The sequence below is a fragment of the Dermacoccus sp. Tok2021 genome (genome assembly GCF_019895135.1).
Lineage (GTDB): Bacteria > Actinomycetota > Actinomycetes > Actinomycetales > Dermatophilaceae > Dermacoccus > Dermacoccus abyssi.
This window is the reverse complement of record NZ_JAGTHU010000006.1, coordinates 22,788-39,842: the sequence shown is the minus strand read 5'-3', so window position 1 is coordinate 39,842 and position 17,055 is coordinate 22,788. Positions and strand designations below refer to the sequence as shown.

Sequence of the window (17,055 nt, the reverse complement as noted above, 5' to 3'; positions counted from 1 at the left end):
GTCAGTACAACTCTTCCTCGGCAACCCGCGTGAACTCTTCCGACCAGTGCTTCGCGACCGACGACAGCGCCGATCGGAGCGACTGCTCGTCAAGCGTGGCGAAATGGGCGACGACCCAAGCGGCGCGGGAGTGCAGCTGGCTCGCGTACTCCGTCTCCAGCAGGTTGGTGAATCCGTCCGCTGACTCGCTGGCCCAGAACTCGATACCGCCGTCACCCACGCCAGCCTGCGCGAGCCCGGCCCGAACCATGACCTCCAAGCCCGCCTCGATCGCCTCACGCTTGATGCCGAGTTCGCCGGCACGAATTGGGACGGCCGGATGAAGGCTTTCCGGACCCCCAAGATCGGCACTGTGCAGCAAGGAGTGGTCGAGAAGAACAAGCTGATTCAGGTCCAAGTGCTGCGGGAAGGCCTCCTGTAGCAACATCAGCACCCGCAGGCCGACATCGAGAGGGCTGTTGAGCGGCTTCACGACTGCTCCTTTGGGGTCCAGGTCAGGCGTTCGTCGTTGGCTAACTGGTGGCAGATGCCTCTCCGGGCCTGCGGAGCAGCCCACGACACCAAGGGATGCGAGCTCAAGTCGACCACCGTCGAGTGCTCAAGCACCGCCGTCAGACGCTTCATGCGCGAGTCGTGCTGCGCCGCGGCAGTCTCAATCACGCCGTCATAAACGTCATCCTGAAGTCTCTCGAAGGTGCCGTCGGGCACCGCGTCGCGCGCGTCCATCCGAACGGACTCGGCGGCGTAGAACGAATACCTCTGCCGTTTGAAATGCTCGCCGAATGTCGGGTGCCCCCCGAAGTTGTTCGCGTTGGAGAGGTCATCCGCGCAGCCCTCGGCATAGACCTTGCGCAACTCCGAGATGTAGGTGACTTCATGCTCTCCGAACTCATCTGGCGGCTCAGGGAACGGCGAGGGCGCCGGCAGGTGGGCACCGCCAAAGCGCGCCACGTAGTGCGGGGTCTTCTTGTGCGTGTCAAGGGCCTCGTGCAGTTCCACCGACCTAAACATCGAGAAGTCGGTCTCCTGCGCCAGGCCACGCACTCGGCCCAACGTCTCCGCGTCGATGCCCTTCACCAAGGACCGGCCGTCCGCCACTGCTTCGAGAAACCTCTTTCGCAGTTTCGACGGCTTGCTTAGCAACCGGTTCAGCGTGGTGCTGCAACCCTTCGGCGCGAGAAACCTGTATGTGTCGGGCATGACGTAGTCGCTGGCGACCACATGCAGGAAGACCTTGAGGATTTCCGGCCACGCGTCTGAGGGCCCAATCGGACCGGCGTAGTGCTTGCCTTGGAAGCAGTCCCACGGCCCTTCCAACTGTTGGTCGGACTTGAACCCGGCGACATCAATGCCTTCGTCGCCACCGCCGCCGAGCCGCTTGACCTGGACGTAGGTCTCGTCTAGGCCGAGGGCCCATTCCTTGATGAACTCCTCCCACTCGCCGCTGGAGTAGAAGAAGATGCGATGAGCAGGCGGAACCGGCGGTCCAGCGAGAATGAGCGGTGGGCAGGCTGCGGGCTCGGGTAGATCTGAGAGGACCACCCCTGCAGGCGAAGCCGACACCCCGTAGCACCCTTTCGTGTCATCAACCGTTGTCGGTTCAGCACTTTAGAGGAACGCGTGCCGCCGCGCGGGATGTTCGCGCCGATCGCCGCGCCCGACCGCAAGCTCGCGATCCTTTGTGGTCGCGTTTATCTGGGCGGTAGGACGTGTCCTAGGCCGATTCACGGCGTCCGGCCGCCTCAGCTACGCGGTCGGAACCAGAACCATGAGGCGATCCACGTCGGCAGGGTCAACCCGCAGAACACGTGGCCCGCTGCGGTAGGCGGGCAACTCCCCGACAGCGATTCGCTTGCGGAGGGTGCGGATGCTGAGGCCGGTCCGCTCGGCAGCGTCGGCGAGGGATTCGAACTGGCGGCGGGGCTTGAGAGTGTTCGTCATACGTTCCCGAAGGTCAGATCGCGCCGCTGGCGGTCAGACACGGGAACGAAGATCATGGAGTGGACTTGGACCGCCAGGAGGACACATGACGGGCCGCGCAAAATTGAGCCCGGTGCTCACGCCATGGCGGGCAGCCGTATCCCGTGCGAACAAGGTCGCCGCAGCGCGCGTCTACATCGCCGCCAGCGCGAAGAGCGGGCAATCGGTGCCCGACTGGATCAGGCGGATTGCTGACGGTCAGGAGTACTAGCCGCGCAGCTGTTCCTCCAAAGCCGTTGCTACTGCTTCGAACTCGGCCAGCGCGGCCATGAGGTCTTCGACAATCTCGCGAGCGATGATGTCCGGCGACGGCAGGTTGTCGAGGTCTTCGAGTGAGTCGTCCTTCAGCCAGGTGATGTCGAGGTTGGCCTTGTCGCGGGCGACGATCTCGTCGTACGTGAATGGCTTCCAGCGCTCGGACTCGACGCGCTCAGCCGCCGTGTACGCCTCAACGAACTCCTCGAGGTCCGCACGGCGCAGCGGGTTCTGCTTCAGTGTGAAGTGCTTGTTGGTGCGCAGGTCGTAGACCCAGAGCCGCTCAGTCCACGGTTGCCCGGGGCGGGCGACCTTCTTGTCGAAGAAGAGCACGTTGGCCTTCACGCCCTGGGCGTAGAAGATCCCGGTCGGTAGCCGCAGCATCGTGTGCAGGTCGAAGTCGGCGAGCAGCTTGCGGCGGATCGTCTCGCCGGCGCCACCCTCGAAGAGCACGTTGTCAGGCAGCACCACCGCCGCGCGTCCGTTTGTGTCGAGGATCGTCGCGATGTGCTGGACGAAGTTGAGCTGCTTGTTGCTCGTGGTCGCGACGAAGTCCTGACGTTCGATCTCGCGATCCTCCCGGACCTCTCGGCCGTCGGCGCCGACCATCGTCACCGATGACTTGCGACCGAACGGCGGGTTGGAGAGCACGACCGACCAGCGTCGGCCCGGGTCGGCGATGAGTGAGTCGCGCACCTCGATCAGTGAGTCACCGTTCGAAGCGCCCATGCCATGGAGCAGGAGGTTCATCGCGGCCAATCGTGCTGTGCCGTCGACGAGTTCGTATCCCGAGGCGAACCCGTCGCGCAGGTGGTCGCGCTGCCTCGGTGTCATCGACTCGGCGCCGCGCGCAGCGTGGTCATGAGCCACCAGGAGGAAACCGCCGGTGCCGCACGCCGGGTCGACGACCGTGTCGGCGACGGTGGGCCGGATGACGTCGACGATCGCCTGGATCAGAGCCCGAGGGGTGAAGTACTGACCAGCCCCGGACCCCTTGTCCGACGCACCCTTGGACAGCAGTTCCTCGTACGCGTCGCCCTTGATGTCGGTGCCAGACTGCGACCAGTTCTCCTTGTCGATCAGGTCGACGACGAGCCTGCGCAGCTTCGCTGGGTCCTGGATGCGGTTCTGCGCCTTGCGGAAGATCGTGCCGATGACACCGTCCTCGCGGGCGAGGCCGACGAGGATGCGGGTGTACTCGAACTCGAGCTGGTCACCTTGGGCGTCGAGCAGCTTCTGCCACGAGTACTCCTCGGGCACGATCTGCTCCGGCCGCAGCTTCCGGGTGGCCCGCTCGTGCGCCATCTTTAGGAACAGAAGGTACGTCAGTTGCTCGGTGTATTCGATGACGCCGACGCCGTCGTCGCGCAGGACGTCGCAGTATGACCAGAGCTTGTCGACCAAGCGGCGCGAGTCAGTCATTGCTCTACTCCAGGAGGCGGACCTTCGGTGCGTCGGTGTAGATGCCGTCGCCGGCCAGCAGTGGCAGATCATATGAAATCGCCGTGGCTGCGACCCACGCATCGCCCATGTGTTGCTTGTCGGCGAGCGGATGGCCGCTGCACTTGCACGCGTCGCGCAAGGTCGCGAACGCGAGGACGGTTTCCGGCGTGACAGGCAGAGTCGGCGTCCTGCCGAAGTTGGCGTGGAGGTCGGCGATCTTGGCCGGACCCCAGCCTCGGGAGAGGGCGCCGAATCGTCTTTCCTGTCCGCAGCCGGTGCCGTTGTGCCCCACTTATGCCCGCGAGGGGCAAAGCAAAACCGGCCCTGACTGCGTTTCCGCAGGTCAGAGCCGGTTTTCTATCTGGTCGGGGTGACAGGATTTGAACCTGCGACCTCGTCGTCCCGAACGACGCGCGCTACCAAGCTGCGCCACACCCCGCGACTGTCGTCATTGTCGCCACCGAACACGTTCGGCAGCGACACCACACTGTACATGGGCGAATCGGAGCACGCGAATCCGCCATAGGCTACGGTGACGTAACCGGCATCACATCCAGATCGGCTCCCGCACCCGAGGTGATTCACGATGACCGCACAACTGCAGTCGCCGCACACGTCCCGCGTCGACACGGGCCCCACCGAAGTGGGTGAACGCCTCCTGCGCAGCGCCGAGATCAAGAGCTTCGACCCGCTCGTCGCCATCGACTGGGACGCGCCCCTGGACGCCGAAAAGCACGGCTTCTCGCCCGAGTGGAGCTCGCTGTTCGGCACCGACTACTGGAACGAGCTCACACCCGAACAACAGGTGCGCCTCACGCGTCACGAGGCCGCCTCCGTCATGAGCATGGGCATCTGGTTCGAGATGGTGCTCCAGCAAATGATGCTGCGCGACCAGTTCCTCGGCCGCTACCACGACGCCGAGTTCCAGTGGACCCTCACCGAGATCGCCGACGAGTGCCGACACTCGATCATGTTCGCGCGCGCCTCCGAGCGCATCACCGGCACCAGCTACTACCCACCCGCCCACGTGCAGCACCTCTCGCGCCTCCTCAGCCACGTCGCGGGCGGCGAGTGGGCGTACGGCTCGATCCTCGTCGCCGAGGAGATCCTCGACGTCCTGCAGCGCGGCGTCATGGCCGACGAGCGCGTGCTGCCGCTCGTGCGCAAGGTCAACGAGATCCACGTGCTCGAGGAATCACGCCACATGCACTTCGCACGCGAGGAGATGCGCGCCTCCCTGGCCAACGCGAGCGCCGCCCGACGTCGCGCGTCCGGCAACCTCATCGCCACCGTCGCGTACTTCATCGTCCGCTCCCTCATCAGCCCGCAGGCCTACGCCGACGCCGGCCTCGACCCGGCCCGCGCCGTCCGCGAAGCCAAGGCCAACACGCACTTCCACTCGATGCTGCGCTCGTCGTGCACCCACCTCGTCGACTTCCTCGACGAGTGCGGCCTCCTCACGCCGCGCGCCGTGCGCATCTACCAGCGCATCCACGTCATCTGAGGCGCCGTGCCCTTCGCCATCACGAACAGTTGCTGCACCGATGCCGCCTGCGTGCGCGTCTGCCCGGTCGGTTGCATCCACCCAGCGCCCGGTGAGCCGGGTTTCGGCACGAGCGAGATCCTTCACATCGACCCCGCCTCGTGCATCGACTGCGGGGCCTGCGCCGACGCCTGCCCGGTCGGTGCGATCTTCCCGGTCGACCGCCTCGGCGCGCACGACGCGATCTACGCCGACATCAATGCCGCCTATTACTCGGGTTCAAGCGGCTCAACCGGCTCCGACGAGGCGGGCCCCGACCCGAGCGGTGCCGCTGCTTCGCAGCGACGTCACGTCGCCGACGATCTCGACGTCGCCGTCGTCGGCACCGGCCCCGCCGGCATGTACACGGTCAACGAACTGCTCGCGCGCACCGAAGCGCGCATCACCCTCATCGACGAGCACCTCACGCCCGGCGGTCTCGTACGCAGCGGCGTCGCGCCGGACCACCCCCACACGAAGCAGATCGAGCGCGCCTTCGCCCTCGCGCTGCGCCACCCGCGCGTCGAGTTCCTCGGCGGCGTTCAACTCGGGCGCGACGTGACGCTCGCGGAACTCGGCGAGCAGTTCGCTGCCGTGTTCCTCGCCACCGGGGCGGACGCCGCGCGTCGACTCGGCATCGACGGAGAGGACGCGCCACGCGTCACGAGCGCGCTCGACGTCGTCCGCTGGAGTGGCGGCGTGCCGGGCTTCGACACCTCGCCGCTGCCGGAGGCGAACCTCGGCCGCGCGGTCGTCGTCGGCACCGGCAACGTCGCGCTCGACCTCGCGCGCCTGCTCACCCTCTCTCCCGACGAGCTGGGCCGCACCGACGTCGCCGACCGCACCCTCGACTGGCTGCGCGTCCACCGGCTCGACGACGTCGTCCTGCTCGGACGCGGCGACGCGGCCCACGCGGCGTACACCGAAGCCGAGTTCCGAGCCCTGGACCGCATCCCCGGCCTCACAGTGCGCCTGGTCGACGCCGAGGAACCGACTCCCTCGTTCGAACCACACGCCGGCGCACGGATCACCGTCGTGTTGGGCTCCCGTATCGAACAATTCGTCGACCACGGGGGGCACGTCGGCGTACGCGTGGAGCGCGTTGACGGTCCGGCGCAACTCGACGCGGACGTCGTCATCACGTCGCTCGGCTACGACGTGGACGCCGAGGGAGCGACGACGCTCGGGCTCCCCCACGACCCAGCCACCGGCGCCTACCGCCACGAGGGCGGGCGCGTGGTAACCACCGGTGCCGTGCGTGACGGCGCGGGCATCTACGTCACAGGCTGGGCGAAACGTGGAGCGCGCGGCGGCATCGGCGCGAACCGGCTGTGCGCCGCCGAAACCGTCCAGACGTTCGTCGACGACGTGGCGGGCGGCGTCATCGTCTCGCCGAAGCGCACCCGGGACACCCTGCGCGATGCGTTGCGCCTCAAGGGCATCTCGACGACCGACGCCCGCGGCGCCCGCGCCATCGACCGCGCCGAGCGCTCACGCGGTGAGGCCGCCCACCGTCCGCGCGTGAAGTTCGTGACGACCGACGAGCTCGCTCGCACGGCCGCCCGCGGGCGTCGCCTCAGCGTCCGCGGCCGTAGCGCTCGCGGGTGAACGACGCGAGGTCGCCCGCCAGACGCTCGAGCGTCGCTGCAGCGTGATGCCCGCGTTGCCACGCGGCGTGCAGACGCACCGTCAGGGCCCGCCCGTCGTCGTCATGGATGGCCAGTGGCACGAGCCCGAAGCGCGGGTCGTCGGTGAGCACGCAGACGCCGCGCGCGGATGCCGCGACGGCCTGCGCAACGACGGGTGAACCGAACTGCGCCGTCGGCTCCACGCCGAGCCCGGCTGCGTTCATCGAGGCGTCGAAGATGCGCCGCGCATGGAAGCTGCGCTCGAGGAGCAACAGGTCCGCGTCGGCCAACTCCGTGAGGTCGATGCCCTCGCGTGAGGCCCACGGATGCGTCGGCGCCACGTACGCCCACAACCCCAACTCGGCGACGATGCTCGAGGCGAAGTCCCGCGGCGGCGCGACAGGTGCGACGACGAGATCGGCCCCGCGTCGCAGTGTTTGGTAGATGCCGTCGACCTGCGCCTCGTCGATACGTGGCAACGGCGCGTCCGCGCCCCACGTCGCCACCCACGGCGCCAGGACGTCATCACGTGTCGTTCCCGGCGCGACGAGACGCACGTGCTGCAACCGACCGGCCGCCACTCCCCTGGCGGCAGTGCTGACGTCCTCCGCCTGCCGCAGGAGTCGGCGCGCCACGGGCAGCACGTCGCGCCCCGCGGAGGTGAGACGCAGACGCCCGTCCTCACGGTCGAAGAGCCGGATCTTCAACTGCCGTTCGAGTTGTTGGATCTGCCGCGTCACGGCGGGTTGGCCGACCCCCAGACGCTCCGCGCCGGCCGTCACCGTGCCGGCGTCGGCCACCTCGACGAAGCAACGCACCGCGCGCAGTTCCATGCCCTCACCTCACGCCGACGAACCCCTCGCAGGGTCATTCCAGATTGGAATGCCAATCATCGAAAACTGATATTGGACAGCATAGGTGCGAGCGGCGAAAGTTGGCCTCAGACCCTTGTGTCCACCACCGCGCACGACGGCGGTGGCACCAACCTTCGAGAGGAAACCGACGATGACCACGTCCTCGCAGATCCCCCAGGAGCGCAAGCTCGTCACCTCGATCCCCGGCCCGAAGAGCCAGGAGCTGCACCAGCGCACGAAGGCTGCAGTCTCCGCGGGCGTCGGCATCGGCCTGCCGGTGTACGTCGAGCGCGCGGGCGGTGGCATCCTCGTCGACGTCGACGGCAACCATCTCATCGACTTCGGCTCCGGCATCGCCGTCACGAGCGTCGGCAACTCGGCCCCGAAGGTCGTCGAGAAGGCCAAGAACCAGCTCGACGACTTCACGCACACCTGCTTCATGGTGACGCCGTACGAGGAGTACACGGCCGTCTGCGAGAAGCTCAACGAACTCACCCCCGGCGACCACGAGAAGCGTTCGGCGCTGTTCAACTCGGGCGCCGAGGCCGTCGAGAACGCCATCAAGATCGCACGCCACCACACCGGGCGCACCGCCGTCGTCGCGTTCGACCACGCCTACCACGGCCGCACCAACCTGACGATGGCGCTCACGGCCAAGAACATGCCGTACAAGCAGGGCTTCGGCCCGTTCGCCTCGGACGTCTACCGCATGCCGATGGCCTACCCCTTCCGTTGGCCCGGCAACCCCGAGACGATCGTCGAGGACGCCTTCGAGGCATTCACCTCGGCCGTCCACGCGCAGGTCGGCGAGCAGAACGTCGCCGCCGTCATCATCGAGCCCATCCAGGGTGAGGGTGGCTTCATCGTGCCGCCCACCGGCTGGCTCGCGAAGATCGCCGAATGGTGCCGCGAGAACGGCATCGTCTTCATCGCCGACGAGGTGCAGAGCGGCTTCTGCCGCACCGGCGACTGGTTCGCGTGCGAGGCCGAGGGCGTCGTCCCCGACCTCATCACGACGGCCAAGGGCATCGCGGGCGGTCTGCCGCTCGCTGCCGTGACGGGCCGCGCCGAGATCATGGACGCCGTCCACGCCAGCGGCCTCGGTGGTACGTACGGCGGTAACCCCGTCGCCTGCGCCGGTGCGCTCGGCGCCATCGAGACGATGCAGAGCGAGAACCTGCCGGCGCGCGCCAAGGAGATCGAGAAGATCTTCCGCGAGCGCCTCGGCGAGATCGCGAAGAAGCACGACGTCATCGGCGACATCCGTGGCCGCGGCGCCATGATGGCCGTCGAGATCGTCAAGCCGGGCACGAAGGAGCCCGACGCCGACCTCACGAAGAAGGTCGCAGGCCTGTCGAACAGCGAGGGCGTCGTCACCCTGACAGCCGGCACGTACGGCAACGTCCTGCGCTTCCTTCCGCCGCTCGTCATCGACGACGCGCTGCTCGGCGAGGGCCTCGACATCATCGCGGCCTCGTTCGACTCCGCTCTCTCCTGACCCTTTTGTCGGACCTGCCCACTAGCGTGAAGGGCACGTCCGACCTCGTTCTTCGCTCCAGACAAGGAGATTCGTTCCATGGTTGATGTCAAGAAGCTCATCGGCTCGGTTCCCACCGGCCTGTTCATCGGTGGCGAGTGGCGTGACGCCGAGGGTGGCAAGACCCTCGAGGTCACGAACCCCGCCACGGGCGAGGTGCTCGCGAAGGTGGCCGACGCGTCGCCCGCCGACGGTGACGCCGCCCTCACCGCGGCCGCCGAGGCGCAGCCCGAGTGGGCCGCCACCCCGGCCCGCGACCGTTCGGAGTTGCTGCGCAAGGCGTTCGAGCTCATCACCGAGCGCGCCGACGACTTCGCCGCGCTCATGACCCTCGAGATGGGCAAGCCTTTCGCCGAGGCCAAGGGTGAGGTGACGTACGGCTCCGAGTTCTTCCGCTGGTTCGCCGAGGAGGCGGTGCGCATCTCGGGCACGTACATGCCCGCGCCGAACGGTGCCTCGCGCCTGCTCACGATGAAGCAGCCCGTCGGCCCGTGCCTCATGGTGACGCCGTGGAACTTCCCGCTCGCCATGGGTACGCGCAAGATCGGCCCGGCCCTCGCGGCCGGCTGCACCATGGTCATCAAGCCCGCGTCGGAGACGCCCCTGACGATGCTCGCGCTCGCTGCGCTGCTCGAGGAGGTCGGTGTGCCGAAGGGCGTCGTCAACGTCATCACGACCACCGACTCCGGTGGCGTCATGGAGCCGCTCATCCGTGACCCGCGTGCCCGCAAGCTGACGTTCACCGGCTCCACCGGTGTCGGCCGCAAGCTCGTCGAGCAGAGCGCCGAGCAGCTGCTGCGCGTTTCGATGGAGCTGGGTGGCAACGCGCCGTTCATCGTCTTCGACGACGCCGACCTCGACGCCGCCGTCGAAGGCGCCATGGCCGCGAAGATGCGCAACATCGGTGAGGCCTGCACCGCGGCCAACCGCATCTACGTGCACGCCGATGTGGCCGAGGAGTTCGGCGACAAGTTCTCCGCCAAGATGAAGGCGATGACGGTCGGCAACGGCATGGACGAGGGCGTCACCGTCGGTCCGCTCATCACCGAGAAGGCCGTCAAGAACGTCAAGCGCCTCATCGAGTCGGCCGTCGGCGACGGCGCGACGAAGGTGTGCGGCGACGACGAGGTGCCCGCCGGCGGTCACTTCGTCGCCCCGACGGTGCTCACGGACGTCTCGCCGACGTCGGACATCGTGCGTGAGGAGATCTTCGGCCCGGTGGCCGCGATCCAGACGTTCACCGACGAGGACGACGTCATCAAGCGCGCCAACGACACCGAGTACGGCCTCGCGGCGTACTTCTTCACCACCGACTTCTCTCGCGCCATGCGCGTGTCCGAGAAGCTCGAGTACGGCTTGGTCGGCGTCAACGCGGGCGTCATCTCCAACGCGGCCGCGCCGTTCGGCGGCGTCAAGGCATCCGGCTTCGGTCGCGAGGGGGGCTTCGACGGTATCGACGAGTACCTCGAGACGAAGTACGTGGGAATGACGATCTGATGTCGGACGCCATCTACAAGGTCACGAACCCGCTGACGGGTGAGGTCGAGGAGACCTTCCCGACGGCGAGTGACGAGCAGGTCAAGGCCGCGCTCGAGGCTGCGTACGAGGCGCGTGCGTCCTGGCGTGCCACCCCGCTCGAGGAGAAGGTCGCGGTGATGAACCGCGTCGTGGACCTCTACGACGCACGCCAGGACGAGCTGGCCCGCATCATCGGCGTCGAGATGGGCAAGCCCTCCTCGCACGCGACGGGTGAGGTGTGGCTGGCCGGTGACATCCACCGGTTCAACGCGAAGCACGCTGCCGAGGCCTTGGCCGACGTCGAGCTCGACCTGGGCGAGCGGGACGGGCGCGCGTTCATGCGCAAGGAGCCGATCGGCGTCATCGTCGGCGTCATGCCGTGGAACTACCCGTACTACCAGGTGGCTCGCTTCGCGGCGCCGAACCTGTTGTTGGGCAACACGATTCTGCTCAAGCACGCGCCGCAGTGCCCGCGCTCGGCGCAGGTGATCGAACAGATCTATCGCGACGCCGGTGTGCCGGAAGGTGTCTACACCAACCTGTACGCCACCAACGAGCAGATCGCCTCGCTCATCGAGGACCCGCGTGTGCAGGGTGTTTCGCTCACCGGTTCCGAGCGGGCCGGTTCGGCCGTCGGCGAGAACGCCGGGCGCAACCTCAAGAAGGCCGTGCTCGAACTCGGCGGCTCCGACCCGTTCATCGTGCTACCGGACGCCGACCTGGAGAAGGCCGTCGCCGACGGCGTTTCCGGACGCTTCGAGAACTCGGGGCAGGCGTGCAACGCGGCGAAGCGGTTCATCGTCATCGGCGACGAGGCGTACGACTCGTTCGTGTCGCGTTTCTCGGAGGCCGTCGAGGCGCTCGTCATGGGCGACCCGGCGGACGAGAAGACCGACGTGGGCCCGCTCGTCAACGAGGACGCGGCGCAGGGCATCCAGTCGCAGATCGACGACGCCGTGCAGGCGGGCGCTCGTGTCATCACCGGTGGCACGCGGCCCGACCATGCGGGTTCGTTCGTCACGCCGACGGTCCTCACGGACGTCACGCCCGAGATGCGCGCGTGGTCGGAGGAGATCTTCGGCCCGGTCGCCGTCGTCTACAAGGCGAAGGACGAGGCCGACGCTGTACGCATCGCGAACGACACGCTCTTCGGGTTGGGGGCCTCGGTGCACTCGGGGTCGGTCGACGCCGCGATGCGCGTGGCCGACCAGCTCGAGTCGGGCATGGTGTCGATCAACGAGCCGCCCGGCTCGTCGTCCGAGCTGCCCTTCGGCGGAGTGAAGCGCTCCGGCTTCGGGCGTGAGCTAGGCACGTACGGGTTCGAGGAGTTCAGCAACCACCGGATGATCCGCATCGCCGGCGACAAGGCGGCTGCCTCGTCCGAGTGACGCCGGTTTCCCCGCTTGCGCGAGATGTCGCGCGATGGGGGAAAGTCGACAACGAAGCGTCCCCACGTGCGCGATTTCTCGCGCACGTGGGGACGTTTCGTTTCGGTGGGGCGGTCCCCGTCGCAGTGCCAGCAACCGTTGGGCAGAGTTTCCTACGGTTGGGCCGAGGCAACCACTACCCAACCGCAGGGAAGTCTGCCCAGCGACGACGAGCGACTCCCGTCAGCGGGCGCCGACCGTCGCCAGCTCGGCCGGCTCGTCGGCCGTCACACTCGGCTGGGCCGAGGCGGCCCCTACCCAATCGCAGGAAAGCCTGCCCAGCGCCAAACGTCCGCACCAACGACGAACCGCCCGCCGCCCGCTGATCAGCGAGGCGACGGGCGGCACGACCCGAGACGGATCGTCAGCTCATGGCAAACATCTCGAGGTGCGTCTTGACGACGATGACGCGCGGGCCGGTGACCGACGCGTCGAACGTCGCACGCAGAGCGTCGGTGAGCTCCGAGTAACCCGCGTCGTCACCGACCGAGACCTCCTGCGCCTCGACGCCGAACGCCTTGGCAAGCGTGATGAAGTCCGGGCGGGCGAGCCCGGTGTGGGTGGCCTGCCCGAAGGTGGCCACCATGTACTCGCGCAGGATGCCGTAGCCGCCGTCGTCGACGATGAGCCACGTCACCGGGATGCCGTGCTGCACAGCGGTGGCCAGCTCCGAGATCGAGTACATCGCCGAACCGTCACCCGCGACGGCGACGACGCGCTCGCTGCCGCCGACCGAGAACTCCGCGTCGACGTCGGAGAGCTTCAGCCCGCGCTTCTCCGCGAGCGCCACGGCGCCGCCGAGGGCTGCGGGGAACGCGAAGCCGAGGCCGCCGGCGCCCTGGCCGGAGTGGAAGCCGCCGGTGCGGCCGTCCCAGCAGTTCCAGCCCCAGTAGGCGGCGATCGTCATGTCCCAGAACGTCGGCACATTGTCGGGGATGCCGGCACGGATGGCGTCCATGAACGCGCGCTCGTGCGCGAGGTCCTGCCCGTCGAGGCGCTCGACGATGGCCTTGCGCGCCTCCGCGGCCCGCTCGGCGCCCGACTCGCGACCTTCCGTCGGCTGCGAGGGGTAAGCCGAAACGAACGCCTCGAGCGCGGCCTTCGCGTCACACGCGATACCGAGTGCGGGGTGGTTCGACTCGAGCACGCGCGGCTCGGCGTCGACGTGGATGAGCTTGCCGGACGGCTCGAGCGTGAAGTAGTTCGACGTCACCTCACCGAGCGACGTGCCGACGGCGAGCAGGACGTCGGCGTCGGCGAGCAGGTCGGTGACCGCACGGTCCTCGACCCACGACCCCATCGACAGCGGGTGCTCGACGGGGAAGCCCGAGTTGCCGCCCGGCGAGCAGACGACGGGGGCGTCGAGCTTCTCGGCGAGGGTGAGCAGCGCCTTCTCCGCACCGGCGCGGCGCACACCACCACCGGAGACGATGGCGGGACGCTTCGCCGAAGCGAGCAACTGCACTGCGGCCCACACGAGTTCGGGGCGCGGCCCCTCGGGCGTCGGGGAGGCGTTGGCCGTGCGGATCGGCGGGATCTCCGTCTTGGCGAGCAGGACGTCCTGCGGCACCTCCACCCAGACCGGCCCACGCGGGTGGGTCATCGCTTCCAGCCACGCCGACTCGATGGCCGTCGGGATGGCGGCGTGGTGCGTCACCGTGCGCTGAGACTTCGTGACGTCGATGGCGGCGCGACGCTGCTCGTCGAGCTGGTGAAGCATGCCGCGACGCGCACCGCCGAGGCCGGAGACCGGCACCTGCGACGCGACGACGACCATCGGAACCGAGGTGGCGTACGCCTCCTGCAGACCCGGAAGCGCCGTCAACGCGCCGGGGCCGGTGGAGAGGAAGAGCGCCGCCGGCTTGCCCGAGACGCGCGAGTACCCGTCGGCCGCGAAAGCAGCGTTGTTCTCGACGCGGCTGCTCATGAAGTGCAGCCCCGAACGGCGCAGCGCGTCGAACAGGCCCAGCGCGTGCTGGCCCGGGATGCCGAACACGGTCGTCGTGCCGAGCGCCTCGAGCGTCTCGACGACGAGGTCGCCACCGTTGCGGATCTTCGGAGCGGCTTCCCCTGCCGCCGTCGAACGGATCTGTTCGCTCACTTGCTCTCCCCGTAGGTCGTGTTGGACTCGCCGTAGGCCGGGCCGCCCGCGGGGGCGTCCTTGCCGAGTGCGAGCAGCGACATGTACTCGTACACGACGTTCGCCGCGGCGAGACCCGTGAGCTCGGCGTGGTCGTACGGCGGGGCGACCTCGACGACGTCGGCGCCGATGAGGTTCGTGCCGCGCAGGCCGCGCAGAATCTCGAGCAGCTCGCGCGACGTCAGACCGCCCGGCTCGGGCGTTCCGGTGCCGGGCGCGTGGGCCGGGTCGAGAACATCGATGTCGAGCGAGACGTACAGCGGACGGTCGCCCACGCGCTCACGCAGGAAGCCGACGACCTCGTCGACACCCATGCACATGACGTCGTTGCTCGTCACGACACCGAAGCCGAAGCGCGCGTCGTCCTCGAGGTCCTGCGTGCCGTAGAGCGGGCCACGGGTGCCGACGTGGCAGACGCCCGAGGAGTCGATGATGCCTTCCTCGAACGCGCGACGGAACGGCGTGCCGTGCGTGTACTCGGCGCCGAAGTAGGTGTCCCACGTGTCGAGGTGGGCGTCGAAGTGCAACAGCGCGACGGGGCCGTGCTTCTTGGCGTGCGCGCGCAGCAGCGGCAGGGCGAGGGTGTGATCGCCGCCGATCGTGATGAGAGAGGTGCCGTCGCTGACGAACTGCGCCGCGGCCTCCTCGGCCGTCTTGAGCGCCTCGTCGATGTTGAACGGGTTGAGTGCCACGTCACCGGCGTCGGCGACCTGCAGCTCCGCGAACGGCGAGACCGACTGCGCGGGGTTGAACGGACGCAGGAGGCGCGAGCTCTCACGCACGTGCGTCGCACCGAAGCGCGCACCGGGGCGGTAGGAGACGCCCGAGTCCCAGGGCATGCCGACGACGGCGACGTCCGCCTTGGACACGTCCTCGATGCGCGGCAGGCGCGCGAAGGTGCCCAGGCCCGCGTAGCGCGGGGTGAGGGCGGCGTTGACCGGGCCGATGCGGCCGTTCGTCTCGACGCGGGGGTGGTCCATGTCGTGAGCTCCTTGGGTCGGCCCGGGTTGTCGTGCGACGCCCAGGTCACGTGCGTTCGATCACAATCAGGTTAACGGACGTGTTTACCCAGGGGAATCCGTTGTTTGTTAAGAGTCGATCTCTTACATTGGTCGAATCCCCACTCCATGTGACGCAGACGACACACCGTGCCGTGCCACCCATCCAGCGAAGGAGGCCCTTTCCGTGGACCTCAACCTCGCGATCGTCGTCCTGTATCTCGTCGCCATGCTGGCGTTCGGGTTCTGGGGTCGCTCGCGCACCAAGAACAGTTCGGAATACCTCGTCGCCGGGCGTCGCCTCGGTTACTTCCTCTACACCGGAACGATGGCGGCCGTCGTGCTCGGTGGCGCCTCCACCGTCGGCGGTGTCGGCCTGGGTTACAAGATGGGCCTGTCGGGCATGTGGCTCGTCGTCGCCATCGGCGTCGGTGTTCTGCTGCTCTCGCTCCTGTTCGCCGGCACGATCCAGAAGCTGCGCGTCTACTCCGTCAGCGAGATGCTCGCCTGCGCTACGGCCACAAGGCCATCGGCGCGTCCAGCATCGTCATGCTGGCCTACACGATCTTCGTCTCGGTGACGTCGACGGGCGCCTACGCAACCGTCCTCCACGTTCTCCTGGGCTGGGACCGCTGGCTGTGCATCGTCGTCGGCGGTGGCGTCGTGCTCGTCTACTCCGGCATCGGCGGCATGTGGTCGATCACGCTGGCCGACCAGGTGCAGTTCATCATCAAGACGATCGGCATCTTCGCACTCATGCTGCCGTTCACGCTGAGCAAGGCCGGCGGCTTCGACGGCATCCGCGAGCGCATGGGTGACCAGGCGTTCAACCTCATCAGCGACAAGAACTTCGGCGCCGACCCGCAGCCGATCCTCACCTGGTTCGTCGTCTTCACCCTCGGCCTCCTCATCGGCCAGGACATCTGGCAGCGCGTGTTCACGGCCCGCTCCCCCGAGGTTGCTCACTGGGGCGGCGCTGCCGCCGGTATCTACTGCATCTTCTACGGTGCTGCCGGCGCCGTCATCGGCATGGCGGCCCACGCCTCGCTGGGCGACAAGATCAAGGTGAAGGACGACGTCTACGCCGAGGTGGCCGACAAGATCCTGCCCGTCGGCATCGGCGGTCTCGTGCTCGCCGCCGCCGTCGCCGTCGCCGCCATGATGTCGACCGCGTCCGGCGCGCTCATCGCCGCCGCGACCGTGGCCCGCAACGACGTCGTGCCGATGATCACCGGCAAGGCCAAGGCCACCGGTGAGTCGGCCGAGGACCCGCACAGCGACAAGAACATCCGCGAGAACCGCACCTGGGTGCTCGGCCTGGGCATCGTCATCATCGCCATTGCGGCGTGGATGAGCTCCCTCAAGGCCGGCGGGGACATCGTCGTCGCATCCCTGACGATCGCGTACGACATCCTCGTAGGTGGTCTGCTCATCGCGATCCTCGGTGGCTTCGTGTGCAAGCGTGGCAACGGCCAGGGCGCTGCGGCGTCGATGATCGTCGGCACCGTGGTCACGCGCGGCACGATGGCCGTTCTCGCTGTTCAGCTGGGCGACCCGCTGCTCGGCATCCTCGACAACTAGCCGATCTACTTCGGCCTGCTCGCCTCCCTCGTCACGTTCGTCGCGGTCTCGCTCGCGACGAAGCCCGTGCGCCCCGAGGTGCGCGAGGAGTGGGACGCTCGCGTCAGCGGTCGCATCGAGACGGAAGGTGTTCGCACCTCCTGATCGAGGCGAACGCGTCGAGCGGCGCCCG

General features: G+C 68.0%; 14 protein-coding genes, 1 tRNA gene and 1 pseudogene. 7 read left to right on the top strand and 9 right to left on the bottom strand.

The window, feature by feature from the left end; genetic code table 11:
* Position 1: 1 nt before the first annotated feature.
* From K9D12_RS05175 to K9D12_RS05165, 3 genes are all read right to left on the bottom strand, one after another.
* Entirely contained in the window at positions 2–472 is a 471-nt protein-coding gene (locus tag K9D12_RS05175; protein WP_129664853.1) for an ABC-three component system middle component 2, read from the bottom strand.
* Positions 469–1,542 (bottom strand): ABC-three component system protein, encoded by a 1,074-nt coding sequence (locus K9D12_RS05170; RefSeq protein ID WP_129664851.1) that lies wholly within the window; start codon positions 1,540–1,542, stop codon positions 469–471. The genes K9D12_RS05175 and K9D12_RS05170 overlap by 4 nt, the downstream gene beginning before the upstream one ends.
* A gap of 204 nt (positions 1,543–1,746) precedes the next feature.
* Entirely contained in the window at positions 1,747–1,941 is a 195-nt protein-coding gene (locus K9D12_RS05165; protein WP_129664849.1) for an AlpA family transcriptional regulator, read from the bottom strand.
* Between the two features lie 85 nt (positions 1,942–2,026).
* Here K9D12_RS05165 and K9D12_RS05160 point away from each other — a divergent pair, with 85 nt between their 5' ends.
* Positions 2,027–2,191 carry a hypothetical protein gene (locus K9D12_RS05160; RefSeq protein ID WP_165357915.1) on the top strand — a complete coding sequence of 55 codons (165 nt, stop codon included), beginning with the start codon at positions 2,027–2,029 and terminating at the stop codon, positions 2,189–2,191.
* On the opposite strand, the gene K9D12_RS05155 is transcribed toward K9D12_RS05160, so the two are convergent.
* The 3 genes from K9D12_RS05155 to K9D12_RS05145 form a co-directional block, all read right to left on the bottom strand.
* Positions 2,188–3,657: a class I SAM-dependent DNA methyltransferase gene (locus tag K9D12_RS05155; protein ID WP_129664847.1), complete on the bottom strand. Its 1,470-nt coding sequence runs from the start codon at positions 3,655–3,657 to the stop codon at positions 2,188–2,190. The genes K9D12_RS05160 and K9D12_RS05155 overlap by 4 nt on opposite strands.
* A 4-nt stretch (positions 3,658–3,661) precedes the next feature.
* Positions 3,662–3,970, bottom strand: a complete 309-nt coding sequence (locus tag K9D12_RS05150) for a hypothetical protein (protein WP_129664845.1) — start codon at positions 3,968–3,970, stop codon at positions 3,662–3,664.
* Positions 3,971–4,040: 70 nt separating this feature from the next.
* Positions 4,041–4,117 (bottom strand) — tRNA-Pro (locus K9D12_RS05145).
* Between the two features lie 147 nt (positions 4,118–4,264).
* Between K9D12_RS05145 and K9D12_RS05140 the strand changes: the two genes are divergently transcribed.
* Together K9D12_RS05140 and K9D12_RS05135 are read left to right on the top strand one after the other, a co-directional pair.
* Positions 4,265–5,182, top strand: a complete 918-nt coding sequence (locus K9D12_RS05140) for a diiron oxygenase (RefSeq protein ID WP_223059655.1) — start codon at positions 4,265–4,267, stop codon at positions 5,180–5,182.
* A gap of 6 nt (positions 5,183–5,188) precedes the next feature.
* On the top strand, positions 5,189–6,808 hold the full coding sequence (locus K9D12_RS05135; protein WP_223059654.1) for an FAD-dependent oxidoreductase: 1,620 nt from the start codon (positions 5,189–5,191) through the stop codon (positions 6,806–6,808).
* Here the strand turns inward: K9D12_RS05135 and K9D12_RS05130 are convergent.
* Positions 6,777–7,661, bottom strand: a complete 885-nt coding sequence (locus K9D12_RS05130; RefSeq protein WP_223059653.1) for a LysR family transcriptional regulator — start codon at positions 7,659–7,661, stop codon at positions 6,777–6,779. The two genes, K9D12_RS05135 and K9D12_RS05130, sit on opposite strands and share 32 nt — an antisense overlap.
* 172 nt (positions 7,662–7,833) lie before the next feature.
* Here K9D12_RS05130 and gabT point away from each other — a divergent pair, with 172 nt between their 5' ends.
* From gabT to K9D12_RS05115, 3 genes are all read left to right on the top strand, one after another.
* On the top strand, positions 7,834–9,180 hold the full coding sequence (gene gabT, locus K9D12_RS05125; RefSeq protein WP_223059652.1) for a 4-aminobutyrate--2-oxoglutarate transaminase: 1,347 nt from the start codon (positions 7,834–7,836) through the stop codon (positions 9,178–9,180).
* 78 nt (positions 9,181–9,258) lie between these two features.
* Positions 9,259–10,716 carry an NAD-dependent succinate-semialdehyde dehydrogenase gene (locus K9D12_RS05120; protein WP_223059651.1) on the top strand — a complete coding sequence of 486 codons (1,458 nt, stop codon included), beginning with the start codon at positions 9,259–9,261 and terminating at the stop codon, positions 10,714–10,716.
* Positions 10,716–12,125: an NAD-dependent succinate-semialdehyde dehydrogenase gene (locus tag K9D12_RS05115; RefSeq protein ID WP_223059650.1), complete on the top strand. Its 1,410-nt coding sequence runs from the start codon at positions 10,716–10,718 to the stop codon at positions 12,123–12,125. Before K9D12_RS05120 ends, K9D12_RS05115 begins: the two co-directional genes overlap by 1 nt.
* Before the next feature lie 403 nt (positions 12,126–12,528).
* On the opposite strand, the gene K9D12_RS05110 is transcribed toward K9D12_RS05115, so the two are convergent.
* Positions 12,529–14,265 (bottom strand): thiamine pyrophosphate-binding protein, encoded by a 1,737-nt coding sequence (locus K9D12_RS05110; protein WP_223059649.1) that lies wholly within the window; start codon positions 14,263–14,265, stop codon positions 12,529–12,531.
* Entirely contained in the window at positions 14,262–15,284 is a 1,023-nt protein-coding gene (speB, locus tag K9D12_RS05105; RefSeq protein WP_223059648.1) for an agmatinase, read from the bottom strand. The genes K9D12_RS05110 and speB overlap by 4 nt, the downstream gene beginning before the upstream one ends.
* 247 nt (positions 15,285–15,531) lie before the next feature.
* Here speB and K9D12_RS05100 point away from each other — a divergent pair.
* A pseudogene (locus tag K9D12_RS05100) lies at positions 15,532–17,027 on the top strand (sodium:solute symporter).
* Positions 17,028–17,055 lie beyond the last annotated feature (28 nt).

Coding starts and splice junctions, on each gene's coding strand:
- K9D12_RS05165 (WP_129664849.1), bottom strand. CDS start 1,941: ATGACGAACACTCTCAAGCCCCGCCGCCAGTTCGAATCCCTCGCCGAC.
- K9D12_RS05160 (WP_165357915.1), top strand. CDS start 2,027: ATGACGGGCCGCGCAAAATTGAGCCCGGTGCTCACGCCATGGCGGGCA.
- K9D12_RS05155 (WP_129664847.1), bottom strand. CDS start 3,657: ATGACTGACTCGCGCCGCTTGGTCGACAAGCTCTGGTCATACTGCGAC.
- K9D12_RS05140 (WP_223059655.1), top strand. CDS start 4,265: ATGACCGCACAACTGCAGTCGCCGCACACGTCCCGCGTCGACACGGGC.
- K9D12_RS05130 (WP_223059653.1), bottom strand. CDS start 7,661: ATGGAACTGCGCGCGGTGCGTTGCTTCGTCGAGGTGGCCGACGCCGGC.
- gabT (WP_223059652.1), top strand. CDS start 7,834: ATGACCACGTCCTCGCAGATCCCCCAGGAGCGCAAGCTCGTCACCTCG.
- K9D12_RS05120 (WP_223059651.1), top strand. CDS start 9,259: ATGGTTGATGTCAAGAAGCTCATCGGCTCGGTTCCCACCGGCCTGTTC.
- K9D12_RS05115 (WP_223059650.1), top strand. CDS start 10,716: ATGTCGGACGCCATCTACAAGGTCACGAACCCGCTGACGGGTGAGGTC.
- speB (WP_223059648.1), bottom strand. CDS start 15,284: ATGGACCACCCCCGCGTCGAGACGAACGGCCGCATCGGCCCGGTCAAC.